General features: G+C 60.0%; 16 protein-coding genes. 4 read left to right on the top strand and 12 right to left on the bottom strand.

Translation table 11 applies throughout. The features are described from left to right. Positions 1-265: 265 nt before the first annotated feature. The 3 genes from JJ889_RS09225 to JJ889_RS09215 form a co-directional block, all read right to left on the bottom strand. The gene (locus JJ889_RS09225; RefSeq protein WP_291894131.1) at positions 266-2,668 is read right to left on the bottom strand and encodes a TonB-dependent siderophore receptor; all 2,403 of its coding nucleotides are present in this window, start codon (positions 2,666-2,668) and stop codon (positions 266-268) included. A gap of 382 nt (positions 2,669-3,050) precedes the next feature. Then, on the bottom strand, positions 3,051-4,574 hold the full coding sequence (locus JJ889_RS09220) for an ATP-binding protein (protein WP_291894129.1): 1,524 nt from the start codon (positions 4,572-4,574) through the stop codon (positions 3,051-3,053). 160 nt (positions 4,575-4,734) lie between these two features. Continuing rightward, positions 4,735-5,358: an OsmC family protein gene (locus JJ889_RS09215; RefSeq protein ID WP_291894127.1), complete on the bottom strand. Its 624-nt coding sequence runs from the start codon at positions 5,356-5,358 to the stop codon at positions 4,735-4,737. Between the two features lie 126 nt (positions 5,359-5,484). Between JJ889_RS09215 and JJ889_RS09210 the strand changes: the two genes are divergently transcribed. Continuing rightward, positions 5,485-5,958, top strand: a complete 474-nt coding sequence (locus JJ889_RS09210) for an Lrp/AsnC family transcriptional regulator (protein WP_291894125.1) — start codon at positions 5,485-5,487, stop codon at positions 5,956-5,958. A 39-nt stretch (positions 5,959-5,997) separates the two neighbouring features. On the opposite strand, the gene JJ889_RS09205 is transcribed toward JJ889_RS09210, so the two are convergent. The 3 genes from JJ889_RS09205 to JJ889_RS09195 all read right to left on the bottom strand — a co-directional run bounded on the left by JJ889_RS09205 (position 5,998) and on the right by JJ889_RS09195 (position 9,877). Next, entirely contained in the window at positions 5,998-6,444 is a 447-nt protein-coding gene (locus JJ889_RS09205) for a hypothetical protein (RefSeq protein ID WP_291894123.1), read from the bottom strand. A gap of 80 nt (positions 6,445-6,524) precedes the next feature. Next, on the bottom strand, positions 6,525-9,305 hold the full coding sequence (locus tag JJ889_RS09200; RefSeq protein ID WP_291894121.1) for a phosphoenolpyruvate carboxylase: 2,781 nt from the start codon (positions 9,303-9,305) through the stop codon (positions 6,525-6,527). 131 nt (positions 9,306-9,436) lie between these two features. Then, positions 9,437-9,877, bottom strand: a complete 441-nt coding sequence (locus JJ889_RS09195) for an Rrf2 family transcriptional regulator (protein ID WP_291894120.1) — start codon at positions 9,875-9,877, stop codon at positions 9,437-9,439. A 445-nt stretch (positions 9,878-10,322) separates the two neighbouring features. Here JJ889_RS09195 and JJ889_RS09190 point away from each other — a divergent pair, with 445 nt between their 5' ends. Beyond that, positions 10,323-10,583: a hypothetical protein gene (locus tag JJ889_RS09190; RefSeq protein WP_291894118.1), complete on the top strand. Its 261-nt coding sequence runs from the start codon at positions 10,323-10,325 to the stop codon at positions 10,581-10,583. Between the two features lie 37 nt (positions 10,584-10,620). On the opposite strand, the gene JJ889_RS09185 is transcribed toward JJ889_RS09190, so the two are convergent. After that, positions 10,621-10,932, bottom strand: a complete 312-nt coding sequence (locus JJ889_RS09185) for a hypothetical protein (RefSeq protein ID WP_291894116.1) — start codon at positions 10,930-10,932, stop codon at positions 10,621-10,623. Positions 10,933-10,984: 52 nt separating this feature from the next. Then, on the bottom strand, positions 10,985-11,323 hold the full coding sequence (cutA, locus tag JJ889_RS09180) for a divalent-cation tolerance protein CutA (protein ID WP_291894114.1): 339 nt from the start codon (positions 11,321-11,323) through the stop codon (positions 10,985-10,987). A gap of 35 nt (positions 11,324-11,358) precedes the next feature. On the opposite strand from cutA, the gene queC reads away from it, so the two are divergent. Both queC and queE read left to right on the top strand, forming a co-directional pair. Beyond that, positions 11,359-12,078, top strand: a complete 720-nt coding sequence (queC, locus tag JJ889_RS09175) for a 7-cyano-7-deazaguanine synthase QueC (RefSeq protein ID WP_291894112.1) — start codon at positions 11,359-11,361, stop codon at positions 12,076-12,078. Continuing rightward, positions 12,075-12,707: a 7-carboxy-7-deazaguanine synthase gene (gene queE / locus JJ889_RS09170; protein ID WP_291894110.1), complete on the top strand. Its 633-nt coding sequence runs from the start codon at positions 12,075-12,077 to the stop codon at positions 12,705-12,707. Before queC ends, queE begins: the two co-directional genes overlap by 4 nt. A gap of 76 nt (positions 12,708-12,783) precedes the next feature. On the opposite strand, the gene JJ889_RS09165 is transcribed toward queE, so the two are convergent. From JJ889_RS09165 to JJ889_RS09150, 4 genes are all read right to left on the bottom strand, one after another. Continuing rightward, the gene (locus JJ889_RS09165; protein WP_291894108.1) at positions 12,784-13,290 is read right to left on the bottom strand and encodes a hypothetical protein; all 507 of its coding nucleotides are present in this window, start codon (positions 13,288-13,290) and stop codon (positions 12,784-12,786) included. A 116-nt stretch (positions 13,291-13,406) separates the two neighbouring features. Beyond that, positions 13,407-13,607, bottom strand: a complete 201-nt coding sequence (locus JJ889_RS09160) for a hypothetical protein (RefSeq protein WP_291894106.1) — start codon at positions 13,605-13,607, stop codon at positions 13,407-13,409. A gap of 68 nt (positions 13,608-13,675) precedes the next feature. Continuing rightward, positions 13,676-14,374 (bottom strand): pirin family protein, encoded by a 699-nt coding sequence (locus JJ889_RS09155; RefSeq protein WP_291894104.1) that lies wholly within the window; start codon positions 14,372-14,374, stop codon positions 13,676-13,678. A 98-nt stretch (positions 14,375-14,472) separates the two neighbouring features. Next, a complete protein-coding gene (locus JJ889_RS09150) occupies positions 14,473-15,831 on the bottom strand; it encodes a mechanosensitive ion channel domain-containing protein (protein WP_291894103.1) in 1,359 nt (452 codons plus the stop codon). Positions 15,832-15,862 lie beyond the last annotated feature (31 nt).

Genomic DNA, 15,862 nt, shown 5'->3' with positions numbered 1-15,862 from the left:
AATAATGGGTCCGATACCGGCAGCCATGCTTGCCGGCGGTGTTCCGTCGCGAATTGCTATGGTTTCAGCTGATGACGATGCCCGTGACCAGCATCGCGAAGCTGGCGGTGATGAGGATGAATTTCAACATGGTGCGACCCCTGTGTAATGAGGGGATTTAAGCGGCGTGCTGTTGAACGTGACCTGAATGCCGGCTTTCGCGATCGGGAAAAGAAAAAGCCGGCCAAGACTGGCCGGCTTTTCCTCAGTTTATGCGAAGCGGTTCTTAGAAACGCTTGGTCGCACGCAGATACCAGGAACCACCTTCATAGTTCGCGGCACTACGGCGCGGGTAGGGCAGGCCAACGCTGATGCGGTTGGCAAACGTGCCGTCATTCTGAATTTCATCGACATAGCTGTCGAAGATATTCGTTGCACCGAAGACGAGGCGCATGCTGTCGGAGACGTCATAGCCGAGCTCGGCATCGAAATAGATCGTCTGGTCGATCAGGGCCGAGCGGTTGCCCGCCGTACCGTTGATCGTGCCACGCTCGTCATAGTGCTCGCCATAATAATTGGCACGCACCAGCAGGTTCCAGTTCTCGGCGAAATAGGTGTTCGCCGTGGCAACGAAACGAAGCTCCGGATAGTTGTTCTCGATATCCTCGATCGTTGCATCGCTGACCGGGTTGACGCCGCCGACCGGGCTCTGGCCGACAACTTCAAGCTTGTTGTAGTTCAGGGCCAGGGTCACGTCGGTATTCATGTCGCCGGACCAGTCGAAACCGGAGGTCAGTACCACATCCACACCCTGGGATTCGATGTCCAGAGCGTTGGTGTAGAAGGAAATGGTCGGACCGGTCGGGCCTTGCGGCTGGATGTCGCCGGTACGATAGATCCGGTCATCAACCTCGATGCGGTAGAAGTCGACCGTCAACGACGTCGCCTGTCCGAACTGGTTGGAGAAACCGAAGCTGTAGTTCACCGAGCTTTCCTCGGTAAGCGGCGCGCCACCGGCGAGGACCGCCAGCGGGTTGGTTGCCGGCACAAGGCCTTCCTCGACCTGCAGGCCGGTCGTTCCGTCAAACGTTGTGATCGTCGTACGAACATTGGCCTGACCCGGTGTCGGGGCGTGGAAGCCCGTGGACACCGCACCGCGCAGGGTGAGGGTGTCAGAGACATTGTAGCGAGCCGCGATCTTGCCGTTCAGCGTCTCGCCGAAGTCAGAGAAGTCCTCGTAACGCAGAGCATACTGCATCAGGAAATTGTCGCTGACATCGTGCTCGAGATCGACATAGAGCGCGGTGTTCTCACGCTCGAAATCGCCGGCATCTTCCGGACGGATACCGCCAAAGCCGTTGGAACCGGAACCCTGGTAGGAATTCGGCTCGCCTGCCACGACGATGTAGGTTTCCTTGCGCCATTCAAAACCAAAACCGAGATTCATGTTGTCGCCCAGGGCGCGCGAGAAATCGGCGTTGAAATTGTGCTCTTCCTGCTCATAGCCACCCACGTCGAAGTCGCGCTGGGCCGGCTGGCCACCGGACAGACCGAGCGACGGGTTGATTGTGTTGTTGAGGAAGTAGTCGAGCTCGTTGCGGCCAAAACCGACACTGAAGTCGAAGCCAAGACCGTCTTTCTCACCGCGCAGACCGCCGACAAGGCTGTAATCGGTCTGATCACCGTCCAGGAACGGGGTGTAACCCGCCTGAAGTCCCGTGAAACCGGCATTACGCAGCGGTACCAGCGAGGAGTGGTTCGGGTTGCGGTAGAAGAAGCGGTAGCGACCCTCGGTCTCGGCATAATTACCGAAGCCATAGAGCTCGGTGCCGCCGCCCATATCAATGCCGGCGTTGAAGAACGTGCGCAGGCCGCTGGTTTCCGGGCGGCCCCAGGTCTGGACAAGCGGCGCATCGCCAAACGGGCTGTCTGCGCCGACGCCCGGCGTGCCACCATCGATGAGGGCCTGGGCATCCGGACGCTGGATACCGCGCGAGAGTGCCTCGTTGTCGGTGTATTCAGCGGTGATGTTCAGGAAGCCTTCTTCGCCGAGCGGGAAACCGGCATTACCGGCGACGCGGTAGCTGACTTCGCCGTCGTAGAACTGACCATACTGGGCGACGATCTCTGCGCCTTCACGGTCTTCGCGAGCGGCGAAGTTGATGACGCCTGCGATGGCGTCGGAACCGTACTGAGCGGCCGCACCATCGCGCAGGACTTCCACCCGCTGGAGCGCAAGGCCCGGGATCATGCCGACATCGGGGCCGTGGGCACCATTACCAGCTGCAGGCGCGAAGAACTGGACCAGCGCAGAGCGGTGGCGGCGTTTGCCATTGACCAAGACGAGCGTCTGGTCGGGCGCCATGCCACGCAGCGATGTCGGACGAATGAAGGCACTGCCGTCACCTGTCGCGGGCGTCGCCGTGTAGGACGGCACCAGATTGCGGAGATTGTCGGTCAGGTCCGCGGAATTGCCGAGAGAGTTGAAGTCCTCGCGCGAGATGACATCGATCGGAACCGGCGAATCCGTGGCCGAGCGTGCCTGTGTGTTGCGTGAGCCGAGGACGGTGAGCTGTTCGCGTTCCTCGGACGCGCCATCCTCCTGCGCGTGAGCTGCTGTTGAGACCAAGGCGAGCGTCGAAACGGACGCCATAACCATCAGAGCCGATTTGAAGTTCTGGATTTTCATTGTTTCCCCCTTGAGAAAATGGCGAGCGTCGGCTGCCCGCATAATATAGTATTAACTTCAAAGTTTCGGATCATGTCCTTCACTCAGAGTTGAGTCAAAACATCTTTGGCAAGGAGGGCGGGAAATCTTCTCCTGTGTGGCTTGACGCTCACACCTGTCTAGCCGCCTGGGAGAGCGGGGCGCGGCGAGGGCGCTGAAGTCGAGCCGGAGATCCGCACAGAAAGTACGATCAACTCAGCCTGAGCCACCCGCCTGATTGGTCCCTTGAACTGACGTTGCCTGAGCCGGACTCTCACGCAGACAGTGTCACCATGCTCGGCGCGCTTAGGCGACGCCTAGAGCGTGCCGAAGTGATTGCGGACTGTTGCAGGGGGCCGCGCCGTCAAGCGATGAAGCGTTTCCGGCCGGTGGCAGCCTTGGCAGGCAATTCTTCCAGCATGGCGGTGAGGCTGCGCATCTCAATTGGTTTGGCCAGGCATCCATTGAGGCCTTCCCGGGCATATCGGTCACGTTCTTCCTGCATGGTGCTGGCCGTAAAGGCGATGACCGGTGTTGTCGTGTTCGGGCCTTCGCTCGCGCGAATCCTTTTGGTCAGCTCAATTCCGTCGCAGAGCGGCATCTGGATGTCCATCAGGATGAGGTCGAAAGCCTTCTCGTCGGTCAGCCGCAGGGCGACTTCCGGATCGTCCGCGGTTGTTGTGGCGTGGCCGAGCTGGTTGAGCAGAGCGCTGGCTACGGTGAGATTGATACGCTGGTCGTCCACGACCAGGACCTCGAGGGTTTCGCCCGCGCACGCGTTGGAGACAGGTTCTGTTGTCTCGGTTTCAGCAACCCTTGCAGCGGCGATAGTGAATTGGAAGGTCGAACCGCTGCCCGATGTGCTGGTCACTCCCATACTGCCGCCCATGAGCGCACAGAGCTTGTTGCATATCGACAGCCCCAGCCCAGCACCACCATATTGCCGGGTCGTCGTCTCGTCGGCCTGGGCGAAGCGCTTGAATACGTGGTCCTGGTCTTCCTCGCTGATGCCAATGCCAGTGTCCTCGACCTCGAACCGCAGCTTGTCGACACCCTCCGGGCGCAGGCGAACATCAATGCGGCCCTGTTCGGTGAACTTGATGGCATTGCCGACCAGGTTGGACAGGATCTGGCGCAGCCGGATCGGATCAACATTGAACTGTCCAGTGACCGCCGGGTCGATGTCCACGCCGAGTTCCACATCGGAGAATTTCAGTTGGGCCGAGAAGAGGTGGGTGACCTGATCCGTCAGCTTGGCCACATCACAGGGGCGCGGCGTGATGCGCACGGCGTTCGCGTCCAGCTTGGAAATGTCCAGGATGTCGTTGAGCAAGACCACAAGCGCCGAAGCCGAAGCGTGCATGGACGAGATCTCATCCGGAAACAAAGTGCCGTCTTCACGGTGTTTGGCCAATTCCAGAAAACCCAGTACGCCATTCATGGGCGTTCGGATTTCGTGGCTCATATTGGCGAGGAAGACGGACTTGGCACGTTCCGCGGCGACGCGGCTGGTGACATCGCGGGTCACCGCGATCATTTCGGTTACTTCACCATTGCCTCTGGGGTCGCAATAGGGAACCGCCATCTGGTGCATCCAGCGACGTGTCCCGTCCAGGCCCTGGATTTCGAATTCCTGGTCGACAGTTTCGCCTTCGAACACCCGCCGGACACCGTCACGGAACTGGTCGTGATACGCGGGCAGCAATAGGTTCAGAACCGACTGTCCCTCGACCTGACCGAGGCAGTCGGCGGCGATCATTTTCAGGCCGGCAGGGTTCATGTCGAGCAGTCGGCAATCGCGATCGACACTCTTGATGCATTCCGTGATGGAGCTGACGATGGCACGCAGACGCGACGCCTCCGGATCGTGTAAATTGTCGTGCGTCATTTTGGCGGCTCCCACTCACAGGCTGAAATGAATCAGTTTGCGAACAGTAGTATAATGCAATTAATGGCGGGCTAATTGTAAATCTGGGCCTATGTGCCTTCAGGTGGAGGCGACCGGTTCGGGGCGGACGCCGGACGCCCACCCCAAACCAACTTCAGGACTATTCCGCCGCGATGGTCTCTTCCGGTCCGACGCCTTCGCGCTTTTCCAGTTCGACACCATTGTGAACGAGGCGCGTCATCCATGGCAGCGGATTGCGTAGAGCGAAGTGGGCCATGCAGGCACCTTCGGCCTCTTCCAGCAGTTTCTGTACTGTGGCGGCGTCTTCCGGACTGTCGATCAGGACATGGCTCTCAATGCCGTCACAGGCGCCCTCAGTGGGATAACCCAGCTCGCGCATGGTCGAGAGATTGGTCTTGAAGCGGATACGTTGTTCGATCTTCATCGAGGTAATGTCGATCTTGCGCGCCGTCAGGATGTCGCTGAGATGGGTCAGCAGGCAAAAGGCGATGCCGGCCGAGAAATACGCCAGTGGAGGCGGGGCGGTGTCGTCACCGACCGGCTTTTGTTCATCGCAGTACAGCTTGGCGGGGCTGAAACCGGGGATGTTGACTTGCACGACGCCGCTCTTCCTCTGGCGTTCATGGGCCTCGGCGACGATATTGACCTCGAAATGCAGCGGCTCCGGCGGGCGGCCCTTTTTGAACGGGCTGGGTTCGAACTGGGTGATCTCCGGCAGACCTTCGCCACGCTCGCCTACTTTGAAGTCTTCGGTTGCTGACATGTTTTTCTCCATTTTATTGTGGAGGAATACCATCAGCGTTTCGCTGTATTCCGTCTTTTTTGTGTTTTCAATTTCCAAAATGGAAGAATATAAGCAAAAATTGACAATATCTCGGAGGAAATCACCATGAGTTTGAATGCAGACGATCGTCGGCTTCTGTCCGTGCTTCAAAACGAAGGACGCATTGCTATGGTGGAACTGGCCCGCCGCGCCAACATGTCCGAGACAACCTGTCTGCGCCGGGTCAGGTCACTGGAAGCGGCCGGCATTATCTCCGGCTATCGCGCCGAGATCGCGCGCCACGCCACCGGGTTTGACGTCACGGCCTTCATCCAGGTCAGCCTGGATCAGCGCATCGAGGCCGCCAGCGATGTGTTCAAGAAAGCCATCGACCGCGAACCTTGGGTGCTGGAATGTTACTCCGTGGCCGGGACTTATGATCACCTGCTCAAGGTCGTCGCACCGGATAACCAGGCGCTGGCCAATTTTGTCCTCAAACGCTTGGCGACCTATGAAAGCGTGCGAGATTTCCAGACGGTGTTCGTGCTCGACACGGTCAAGCATGAAACAGCCCTGCCATTGTCGACGGATCGCTTTTAGATCCGGGCGGTTTTGGGGTAGGCGGAAAAGCCTTCAGCGCTAGGCGCGGCGATCGTCGGACGGGTCGGTTCCGATGTCGAAGGTCAGAATGGTCAACACCGTGATGATCAAGGCCTGGACCGTGAAGGAGGCCATGGTAAGGCCACTGCCATCGAACAGGTTATTGAACAGGGTGTGGTTGGTCATCATTACCCAGTCGATCCGGTCAAAAAGGAATGAGACAACAAACACCGGTAGTACGAACCGGCTGCGACGCAGAAGCAGGAGGAGGGCGATGATGTTCAGCGTGACATGGCTGAAGAAGAAGAACTCCTGAGTGAAGGTCAGGGATGCCAGGAATTCCTGGGCGACCGCTTCGTCCTGCCACAGGCCAAGCCGTGCGGAGATGTCATGCCAGGCCCAGTAGAGGCCGTAGAGCGTCTGCAGGACCAGCAGAAAGACCCCGGTCAGGAAGATCGTGTTGTTGGAAGCCAGGCGAGTGAACATCGATACCTTGGTAGTTGACCATCCGACGGCGGGTAGCGCGATTGTCTAGCAGGGCAAGATGAAGAAGAGGTTGTCTGCCTCTATCCGTAAGCGGCATAGGCCTGGGGCAGCTCTACCGAGACGGTCTCGATCAGCTCCGCGAGGGCTTCTAGCGGCTCGATCACGCTGCACCGGATGTCGCTGTAATCACCTTGCCAGCCTGCCTGGCTGCGTGTCTCGGTCAGCTGGTCCAGCAATTCGGTCTCGCCGGCAAACAACGGGAAAGCCTCGCACAGCATTGCAATGGCCTCACGAAGACGCATGTCCAGCAGAAGGGCGATAATATCGCCCACGGCATAACCATGACGCGCGGATATGGCGGGCAGCGCCCCGGCGATTTCCAGAACCCGTAACATGGCGCCCTGGCGAAGGGCGTGCAGGGCATGGATCGGAATCCTCGCCTCATGCCGGGCATCAATTGGCCGTGGTTCATCCAGCCGGCTTATCAGCTCGTCGAACTCGCCGAGGTCCACAGAGAAACGGTCTGCGCAATTCTGGACATGATGACTTGTGCCTCCTCGGCGAACCTCGTCGGCAACCCGGATGCGCGCGTGCCGCACTTCATCGGATTGTTGTTTGGACAGCGCAATCCAGAGGCTGGGCGCATACACCTCGGCATAACCCCGAAGGGCCGGTACGCTAGTGTTCATTCGTGCAGAGATGGCCAGGTCGACCAGCTGGCGCATGCGGTCGGAACGGTTGATGAGACTGACCAGCTCGTCGCGCTCCGATGGCATGGCTGATCCGAAGCCACAGGCAGAATTCACCGGCACGCCAACCTGTTGCAGGATGGCATTGTGGGAAATCGCGCGCAGGGTGCGCGGACCGCCCGCTTTGGCGCGACGGGTCGGGCGCGAGCCGGCCTGCCAGAGAAACCCCGGGCCCAGATCACTGATCAGGCCGGCATAGTTTTCATTTTCGAACAGGTCTTCGTGCCAGTCCCGGATCTCGCGATAGACGTCCCAGACCAGGTTAGTGTCGCTATAAAAGGGGTCATCGGGCAGGGGTGGTGTCGTCAGTGCGTGAACGGCAAGCGTCGCAACGGTGCTGTCAGAGAGCTGTGGCCGTGCGAAATGCAACAGGCCGTCCCCGCCCTGGAAGGACACTTCATTGCGCAGGGCGATTGTCTTGGCGGCGCAGCGGGCTTGTGTCCAGGGGGACAGGACATAATCCAGCCGGTCTTTCAGACTGCCGGGATAGGCGCCGCGGCCGATGGATTCCCCGTGTGTGTTGAAGACCAAAAGCGCGATGCCCGGCAGTTCCCGGGCGAGCGACTGCGCGATCAGGTTCTGGATTCGCTCGATCGCCATTCCGGCGGCAATCTGGCCAATAAAACGTCCAGCATCGGAGAAGCCGAACTGCACACTCAGCTGGCCGCGTGTCTTTACATGATCGGCAAAGGCACTTGAGCGGATAAGGCGGGTGATGAAGCGACCACCGTTTTTAAGGGCGGCCGGCGTCTCGAACAGGGGTGAAATGTCGAGATGGTCGGCAACCCCATACTGTTTGGCCAGGTAAAGCGCGCCCATGACGGTTGCCGGATTTTCGCTCTCTGCAATCAGGAAGCGGATCGGGGTGTGCGCGTCGACATGTTTGAGGATCTGCGCGCACAACATCATCTGGCGCCGAGCGGTGGATTGTTCGGTGACGAGATCACCAAAATTGATCGCGACCGGCTCAATATTCTCGGCGCGTTCATTGAGCGTTTCCAGAGCGACCCGGCCCAGCTGCGCATCATTGGGCTGGATGCCGAGGTCGCGGCGGATGACAGAGCCGATCTGGATGGCGTTGAGCCGCAGATGGATGCGCGCGGTGCCCAGGCCATAACTCTGCATTTCCGCCGCCAGAATAGCACAGTCCAGACGGGCCTGGTCGTCGAGTGTTGCGTCGGCAGCTGCGGTCCTCAATATCTCACGGGCCCGCTCCAGATCGGTAATGCGATCCGGGTGGGCCGTGGTGAGGAGGTTGGCTGCCTCGACCTGGCCAGCGAGGTCGTCCCCGGCGGCATCGAACGCTGCAGCTTCACGGCGCGAAAGCGCGAGTGCCCGGCTGAGATCGTCGCGAAGTGTGCCCAGTTCCGAGCGTGCGGAATGCGCTAGACTGTCCAGCGCGGTGCAATATCGATCGAGCTGCTCGGCTTTTTCTCTCAAGCGATTGGCGAAGGATTTTGACCAGCTGATATCGGAGCGGCCGTCCAGATCATATCCCACCCACGACGCGATGCTCGGTGCATTGGGGCGCAGTGTGTGCCAGTCATCAGGGTAGGCATCCCTGGCCTTGGTGAGCACGCGGGAGAGGTAGTTGCGGGCGGAGGCCTGGGCGTTGGCGATGCCGGCCTGGGTCGCAGAGTGTTCGTCATCCAGAGTGACCGAGGTGCGCGGCCGGGAGGGTTTAAGCGCTGAGTCGGCGCCTAGCTCGCCAACAGATAACGCGGCCAACTGGTCATAGGTCGCCGGGTCATAGGCAAAGGTCGGATGGGCTGTGAAGACCAGACCTCCGAGCGGTTTCTCGACCGTGGCCCGCAGGAGTTCAAAATCCCGGGCAAGCGTATCCAGCTTGCCTTCGAGTGCATGCCAAGGGTCGTCTCTATCCAGCCTGTGTTGTTCGCGCAGCCGCTGAGCGCGCGAACGCGTAAGGTCGCTGCCGATCTCTTGCGCCAGTTCAACCAGCCTGGCAGGTGCGGTTTCATCCTTGCCGAGCCCGAAGAACAGGTCCTGAGCCAAACGAAAAACCGAATTGGTCTGGGGGTTGGTCGCGATGAGGTCGGCATGGGCACGCAGCGTGCTGTAGAGGTTCTGCTTGTTGTCCAGCGAGTTTCCCATCGATCCGTGCCCTCCCGGCCTTGTGCTGGAGCATAGCGTGCCAAAGATGGTTGGCGAGTGCTAGCGTTAACTTGTGCGCTGCAGCATTTTGGTGCGGCCGCCTGTGCTTTCAGTGAAGGAAGCCCTGAATTCTATTCCGCGGGCAGGGCGATGATATCTCGCGCCCGAGCCGGATCCAGCAAGAGATCGACCAGCGTGTACTGGTCCAGGACGGCCTGGAAGGCCCGACCGGCTTCGCTGAGTATTCCGTTGAGGCCGCAAACCGGGAGCAGGCAGCAATTGCTTGTGCGTGGTGGATGGCATTCGGCAAACGAGAAATCGGGCTCGATCTCGCGCACGACTTCGCCCAGGGAAATCTCGCTGGGCTCTCTGGCGAGTTCCAGGCCACCGCCCTTGCCCCGGATAGACCTGACATAGCCAGCCTTCACCAGCGCCTGGGCGACCTTCATCAGGTGATTGCGGGAAATCCGGTTTCGTTCGGCCATGTCGGGAACCGTGACGCGCGCGCCAGGGCGGGCTGCCAGCATCATCAGTAATCGCAGGGCATAGTCGGTGTGCAGGGTCAGTCGCATGGTCAGCTCATTAAAGATGCATATGAAATATTAGTATTGCACGCGACATTTGAAACCGGTAATTAGAATATTAGTTATGGGGGTGGATATGCAAATCCTGATGACGATAGTCAGGCTGTTCGCGGGCGGGTTCACGCTGTTCTGGTTTTTCGCCTATGCGAGCCTGTGACGGGAGAATTTCCGTTTCGCGGCCCGGGCCGGGCACACGCCGGCTGACCGTATGGAAACCGAAATCATTCGGGCTGCCCGCGCGGCCTTTCCGATCGGGTTGGGTACGCTTTTCCTGGCGCTTCTGGCGTTGGCTGTCTTCAACGGGATCTGAGATGAAAAACGAATTCGAACGCTATTTACCGCTGGCCCCGTGGCTCTTTGTCGCCATTGCGGTTCCGGCCCCGCTGTATATATGGGCGGTTTTGGCAGTCACCCTCTAGGCGCGGAGATATTCATGAAAAGCAAGGCAAGCATTCTCTCACTGATTGCCCTGGTCATCGCCATCCTGATGGGAGTTGCCTATCTAGTGGCTGGCGTAGGTCTTTTGCCGGAAATGACCATGAGCCGGCATGGCTGGATCGCGCTCGGCCTGGGTACATTCCTGTCGGTTGTTGTCGGTGGAGGCCTGGCGGCGATCCTGATCATTTCCCGGCGCGACGGTTATGACGAGGCCGCTCACGAGGTTTTCAAGAAAGTCGATGGGCGAGAGGACTAGGCGCACCCGTTGCGGTGCGCCTAATCCGGACACTCATCTAGTAACAGCCGAACCGCGCGTCGCGGCGGTCTTCGCGGCGGTCACGCCGGTCCTCGCGGCGATCGCGGCGATCTTCAGCGCGATCCGCGACATCCTCCAGCAAATCCCCAAGCCCCGTGAAGCGCCGTGCATCGCGGCGATCCTCCCGGCGGTCAGCGATATCTTCCAGCCGGTCGAGCGTGTCCTCGCGCCGATCCCTCACATCCTCCGCACAATCCCTGACCAGGCGGGCCGAGGCATGCGGATGGGCAAAGGCCGGGGTGCTGATGCCGGCAACGAGAATACTTACAGCAATAATGCGTCCAATCATGGCAGCGTCTCCATCTAGGGTCCCACGCTTGCCTTCAACGCATGGCGCGGGATTATCCGTCGCGTGGTGAGGCCTGTTCCGTCAGCCAGGCCAGGAATCCGGGGGCACTGGCATCGCTGATCACGGGCAGGGCAATGATGCACGGCGTCGTGTAGGGGTGGAGTTCGGCGATGCGTTGGTTCAGCGCCGTGGCATTGCCCGCCGGTGCTTTCAGGATGACCACGATCTCGGTATCGTTCTGGACAGTGCCCTCCCAGTGATAGAAGGATTCCACGCCTGGCAGGATATTGGCACAGCCGCACAGGCGTTCATCGACCAGATGCCGCGCGGCGGAACGGGCTGCTTCCAGATCCGGCCAGGTGGTATAGATCCAGTGATGTTCAACGCTCATGGCTATCTCCGCTGCGGGCCTTTATATACCGGCTGATGACTGAAAAGACGCAAGACAAATCGGCACTGGTCCTGTTCTCCGGCGGGCAGGATTCAGCGACCTGCCTGGCCTGGGCCCTGGAACGTTTTGATCATGTTGAGACGCTCGGCTTCTACTATGGCCAGCGCCATGATGTGGAGATGCAGGCGCGTCTGGATGTCCGCGCGGCAATGGCGCAGCAGTCTGCGGCGTGGAAAGCGAGATTGGGCGAGGACCATACGGTGGATATAGCCGGTTATGGCGCCCTGGCCGAGAGCGCGTTGACGGCTGACCGTGCAATCGAGATGCAGGAAAACGGTCTGCCCTCGACCTTTGTACCGGGCCGCAATCTTGTTTTCCTGACCATTGCGTCGGCGCTCGCATATCGCCGTGGTCACGGCACCATGGTCGGCGGCATGTGCGAGACGGATTATTCCGGTTATCCCGATTGCCGCCAGGACACGCTGAGCGCCCTGCAGAACGCCATTTCGCTGGGGCTGGACGAGACGATCGAGATCGTAACGCCGCTGATGTTCCTGGACAAGGGGGAAACCTGGGCGCTGGCGTATGAACTGGGCGGCGATGCCCTGGTCGAACTGATCCGCTCGCGCACTCACACCTGTTACACGGGCGACCGGTCTCGATTGCATGACTGGGGATATGGCTGCGGTGCCTGCCCGGCGTGTGAACTGCGCGAAAAGGGCTGGCAGGCCTGGCGCGAAAAGGGGGCGGCATGACGACGTATTCCGTCAAGGAAATGTTCCTGACCGTGCAGGGCGAGGGCGGCCAAACCGGACGCCCAGCGGTGTTTATCCGCTTCGCCGGCTGTAATCTGTGGAACGGTCTGGAACGAGACCGCGCTGAGGCGGTTTGCAATTTCTGCGACACTGACTTTATCGGCACAGATGGTCCCGGCGGCGGCAAGTTCACGACGCCGAAAGCCTTGGCCGAAGCGGCACGAGGACACTGGCCTGGCGGTGGCAATCCGCTGGTTGTGTTTACAGGTGGTGAGCCGCTGTTGCAGCTCGATCTGCCATTGATCGATGCAATCCATGCGGCCGGTTTCGAGATCGCCGTAGAGAGCAATGGCACGATCACAGCGCCCGCCGGAATCGACTGGCTGACAATTTCGCCAAAGGGTAATTCCACCGTCGTCCAGCGCAGCGGCAGCGAGCTCAAACTTGTCTTCCCTCAACCGGAGCTGGATCCGTCTCAGTTCGAGGACTGGCAGTTCGAGCGTTTCCTGCTTCAGCCCATGGATGGTGATGACATGATGGGCAATGCCCAGGCAGCGTTCGAATACTGTCTGGAACACCCCAAATGGTCACTCAGCCTGCAAACCCATAAATGGATCGGCGCGCCCTGAGCCCGACGACCTTACAAGCGCGCAAAAAAGAAGGGCCGGAAAACCGGCCCTTCCGTGATTGCAAGCTTTCGACGATCTAGCTGTCTGCGCCTGAGCGTTCTGCGACCGTCTCACCGATCTGTCGGGCAAAGCCCTGCATGGTGCGGCGTGCATCGCTCCATGTCGACGCCCCGATCACGTCACGGATATTGTGCGAGCGGCGCGAATACTCGAACCGTTCGAGCACGTCTCCATCGGCGCTGACGAGGACTGCTTCAAGCTCGGCCCCACCCAAGCTGATGCTGGCCATCGACAGGCCAGGCGTGTCCCGCATCTGTTCCATCGTCGGGCGGTTCGGATCGGCATCCACGATCGTCACTTGCAGAACTGTCCCATCAGCCATTTCCAGGCCTTCCAGGCGGTTCTCAAGCTGACGCTCCAAATAGCGAGCCAGACGGCCGAACTCGCGTTCGCCATACTCGTCCGCCTTCTCCATCAATTCCTCGCCAAAGGAAATCGGAGCGATGGTGACCGGTTCGTCGGCCAGTGCCGCGCCCGAAATCATCAGTGATCCTGCCAGTACGGCAGTCATAGTGCGCATCATGGGGGTATCTCCTTACGCTGATAGCCCGCGTCCCTCGTGGGGAAGGCTAACAGAGGTTACGCCGGCCTGTCACGTTACACTCGGGCTTTTCGCAAGGATTTCGAGCGAGCGAGGGTCTAGTCCTCATCCTCGTCATCATTGCCGCCCGGAAGGACAGCGCCGACCGCCGCACCGCCGACCTTTCCAGCCGTACCGACAACTGTGCCGGCGGTTCCAACCGCGACATCGGTGACCAGGGCTGCAGCGCCGATAGCCAGGCAACCGCTCAGCGAGGGTGCAATCAACAGGGTCAGAAGAAAGAGGCGAAGCCGGCGCATGATGATCTCCAGGAGTTCTATTGCGCAGACTTCGCCGATAGGCGTTTCAGAAGTGTGAAACCGGCTGACTAGTTTGTCTCAACCAGGACGATTTCCGTATCTTCCAGGGCGGTGATGGTGATCTCGCCGATATCACGGATGGCGGCGCCGTCGCGCGCATCCAGCTCGACATTACCGACTTTGGCCTTGCCCTCGGCCAGAACCAGATAGGCCTGGCGGTTCTGGGGCAGGGGGTGGCGAACGCTTTGACCCCTTGTCAGGGTGGCGCCCAGGACCCTGGCGTCCTGGCGGATCATCAGTCCCCCATCGCGCTCGGGATTGCCCGACGCAAGGACGATGAAATCACCGGCTCGGTCGGCCTTGGGGAACTCCATCGCATCCCAGCGTGGCTCTCCGCCCTCGGTTTCCGGCACGATCCAGATCTGGAAGATCCGTGTCAGCTCGTCCTCGCGGTTGAATTCGGAGTGCATGATTCCGGACCCGGCCGACATCACCTGGACATCGCCTGCTTCCGTCCGGCCTTCATTGCCCAGATTGTCGCGGTGAGTGATAGCCCCATTGCGGACATAGGTGATGATTTCCATGTCGCGGTGCGGGTGGGGCGCGAAACCCTCGCCCGGCTGGATTTCGTCATCATTCCACACGCGCAGCGCGCCCCAACCCAGGCGGGCCTTGTCGAAATATCCCCCGAAGGAGAAATGGTGTTTGGCATTCAGCCAGCCATTCTGGAAATGGCCGAGGCTGTCGAAAGAGCGTTTCTCAATCATTTTTTGGCTCCCTTGTATTGCTGTGTTGAGGGCAATGTAGGGAGTGGCAGGCGCGGGATTAATCGGCCTGCTGGATTGTCATTAATTCCAGATGGGAATTAATCTGGGTTGGCTATTTCCACCTTGATCGTATCGCTGCCAACCAGATGAACATCGCGCTGTGGGAAGGGGAATTCGATACCGTGTTCCTGGAAGGTATCCCAGATCGCCAGCAGGACTTCGGATGTGACGTTATAGACGCCGTTCTCCGGATCGCGGATCCAGAAGCGGATCTGCAGGTCTACGCTGTTGTCACCGAAACCGATCAGGTGGCAGCGAGTGGCGGGCGACGCCGCGACACGTGCGACGCTTTCTGCAGCCTTGACCACAAGCTCCCGGGCGAGGCGAACATCGCTGTTGTAACTGATACCAATGGTTCGCTTGATGCGGACAGACGGGTCGGAATAGGACCAGTTGATGACTTTCGAGGTGATAAATTCCTCGTTCGGGATCAGGTGTTCGTGCCCGTCGCGTGTCTTTACCGAGGCAAAGCGCATGCCCAGGGTCGAGACCTTGCCATAGGTCTCATCCACCGTGACCACATCGCCCGGCTTGATCGAGCGGTCGAGCAGAAGGATCACGCCGGAAACGAGGTTGGAGAAAATCTTCTGCAGGCCAAAACCGATGCCCAGACCAATGGCGCCACCAAAGATCGCCAGGGCAGAGAGATTGATACCCAGCGCAGACAGGGCCATCAGGCCTGCTGTGGCCATCAGGACGATCTGGGCCGCCTTGGTGATCAGGATGCGCGCCGATGGGTTGAGGCTGGGCAGGTGCTCGACACGCGTTGACAGCAGGCGGGAGAGAAAGCTCGCCACCCAGTAGAACACCGCCAGCACGATCGCGGCCCGGATGACGGTGAGGGCAGAAATGCGCCGGTCATTGCCCTCTGTGTCCGCCCCAAGGGAGAAGCCCAGCCCGTCCAGGAACAAAGCTGTCGGGTCCAGCCAGCCCAGAATGTTCAGCGCCGCGAGTGTCCAGGCGATCAGCGCGACCGTGCGTGACCAGAAAGGCTCTGAGATGAAGCTGGAGAGCAGGCGGATCGCCGCCCAGGCGCCCATGAGATTGCTTGCGGATCGCAGGAGATAGACGTCGAAGCCGGTCGTGCTGTCGAGCACGGCAAGCGCGGCTGACAACAGGATCCACGCCATGGCCGGCCCGGCGATGGGCTGGATGAAACGCACGGCCTGGCGCTTGAAACGCTGCAGAGCGTCAATGTGGAAGATACGCGCAAAAACCGCTGTAGTCTGACGCTTGGTTGCAAAGGCCAGCAGCATCGCGGCCCCGACCAGCACAAGCTGGAGCCCGAAATCGACGCTCAGCGCCTCGGCGCGGGCCCAGTCGATTGCCGCCTCGATCCGCGACTGGATGGCAGCAAGATCAAGCTCGAAACCGGCGGCGGGCTGGGTCTGGGACATCGAATCTCCTGTTAGAAGAAAACGAGCCTAT

This window comes from Maricaulis sp. (assembly GCF_017643475.1).
In the GTDB taxonomy this organism is placed as follows: domain Bacteria; phylum Pseudomonadota; class Alphaproteobacteria; order Caulobacterales; family Maricaulaceae; genus Maricaulis.
This window is presented reverse-complemented; position numbering and strand designations above follow the sequence as displayed.

Bases quoted from the DNA above. Each gene is read 5' to 3' on its own strand.
- JJ889_RS09225 (WP_291894131.1), bottom strand. From the start codon at position 2,668: ATGAAAATCCAGAACTTCAAATCGGCTCTGATGGTTATGGCGTCCGTT.
- JJ889_RS09155 (WP_291894104.1), bottom strand. From the start codon at position 14,374: ATGATTGAGAAACGCTCTTTCGACAGCCTCGGCCATTTCCAGAATGGC.
- JJ889_RS09210 (WP_291894125.1), top strand. From the start codon at position 5,485: ATGAGTTTGAATGCAGACGATCGTCGGCTTCTGTCCGTGCTTCAAAAC.
- cutA (WP_291894114.1), bottom strand. From the start codon at position 11,323: ATGAGCGTTGAACATCACTGGATCTATACCACCTGGCCGGATCTGGAA.
- JJ889_RS09160 (WP_291894106.1), bottom strand. From the start codon at position 13,607: ATGCGCCGGCTTCGCCTCTTTCTTCTGACCCTGTTGATTGCACCCTCG.
- queE (WP_291894110.1), top strand. From the start codon at position 12,075: ATGACGACGTATTCCGTCAAGGAAATGTTCCTGACCGTGCAGGGCGAG.
- JJ889_RS09205 (WP_291894123.1), bottom strand. From the start codon at position 6,444: ATGTTCACTCGCCTGGCTTCCAACAACACGATCTTCCTGACCGGGGTC.
- JJ889_RS09195 (WP_291894120.1), bottom strand. From the start codon at position 9,877: ATGCGACTGACCCTGCACACCGACTATGCCCTGCGATTACTGATGATG.
- JJ889_RS09165 (WP_291894108.1), bottom strand. From the start codon at position 13,290: ATGATGCGCACTATGACTGCCGTACTGGCAGGATCACTGATGATTTCG.
- JJ889_RS09200 (WP_291894121.1), bottom strand. From the start codon at position 9,305: ATGGGAAACTCGCTGGACAACAAGCAGAACCTCTACAGCACGCTGCGT.
- JJ889_RS09220 (WP_291894129.1), bottom strand. From the start codon at position 4,574: ATGACGCACGACAATTTACACGATCCGGAGGCGTCGCGTCTGCGTGCC.
- JJ889_RS09150 (WP_291894103.1), bottom strand. From the start codon at position 15,831: ATGTCCCAGACCCAGCCCGCCGCCGGTTTCGAGCTTGATCTTGCTGCC.
- JJ889_RS09190 (WP_291894118.1), top strand. From the start codon at position 10,323: ATGAAAAGCAAGGCAAGCATTCTCTCACTGATTGCCCTGGTCATCGCC.
- JJ889_RS09215 (WP_291894127.1), bottom strand. From the start codon at position 5,358: ATGTCAGCAACCGAAGACTTCAAAGTAGGCGAGCGTGGCGAAGGTCTG.
- queC (WP_291894112.1), top strand. From the start codon at position 11,359: ATGACTGAAAAGACGCAAGACAAATCGGCACTGGTCCTGTTCTCCGGC.
- JJ889_RS09185 (WP_291894116.1), bottom strand. From the start codon at position 10,932: ATGATTGGACGCATTATTGCTGTAAGTATTCTCGTTGCCGGCATCAGC.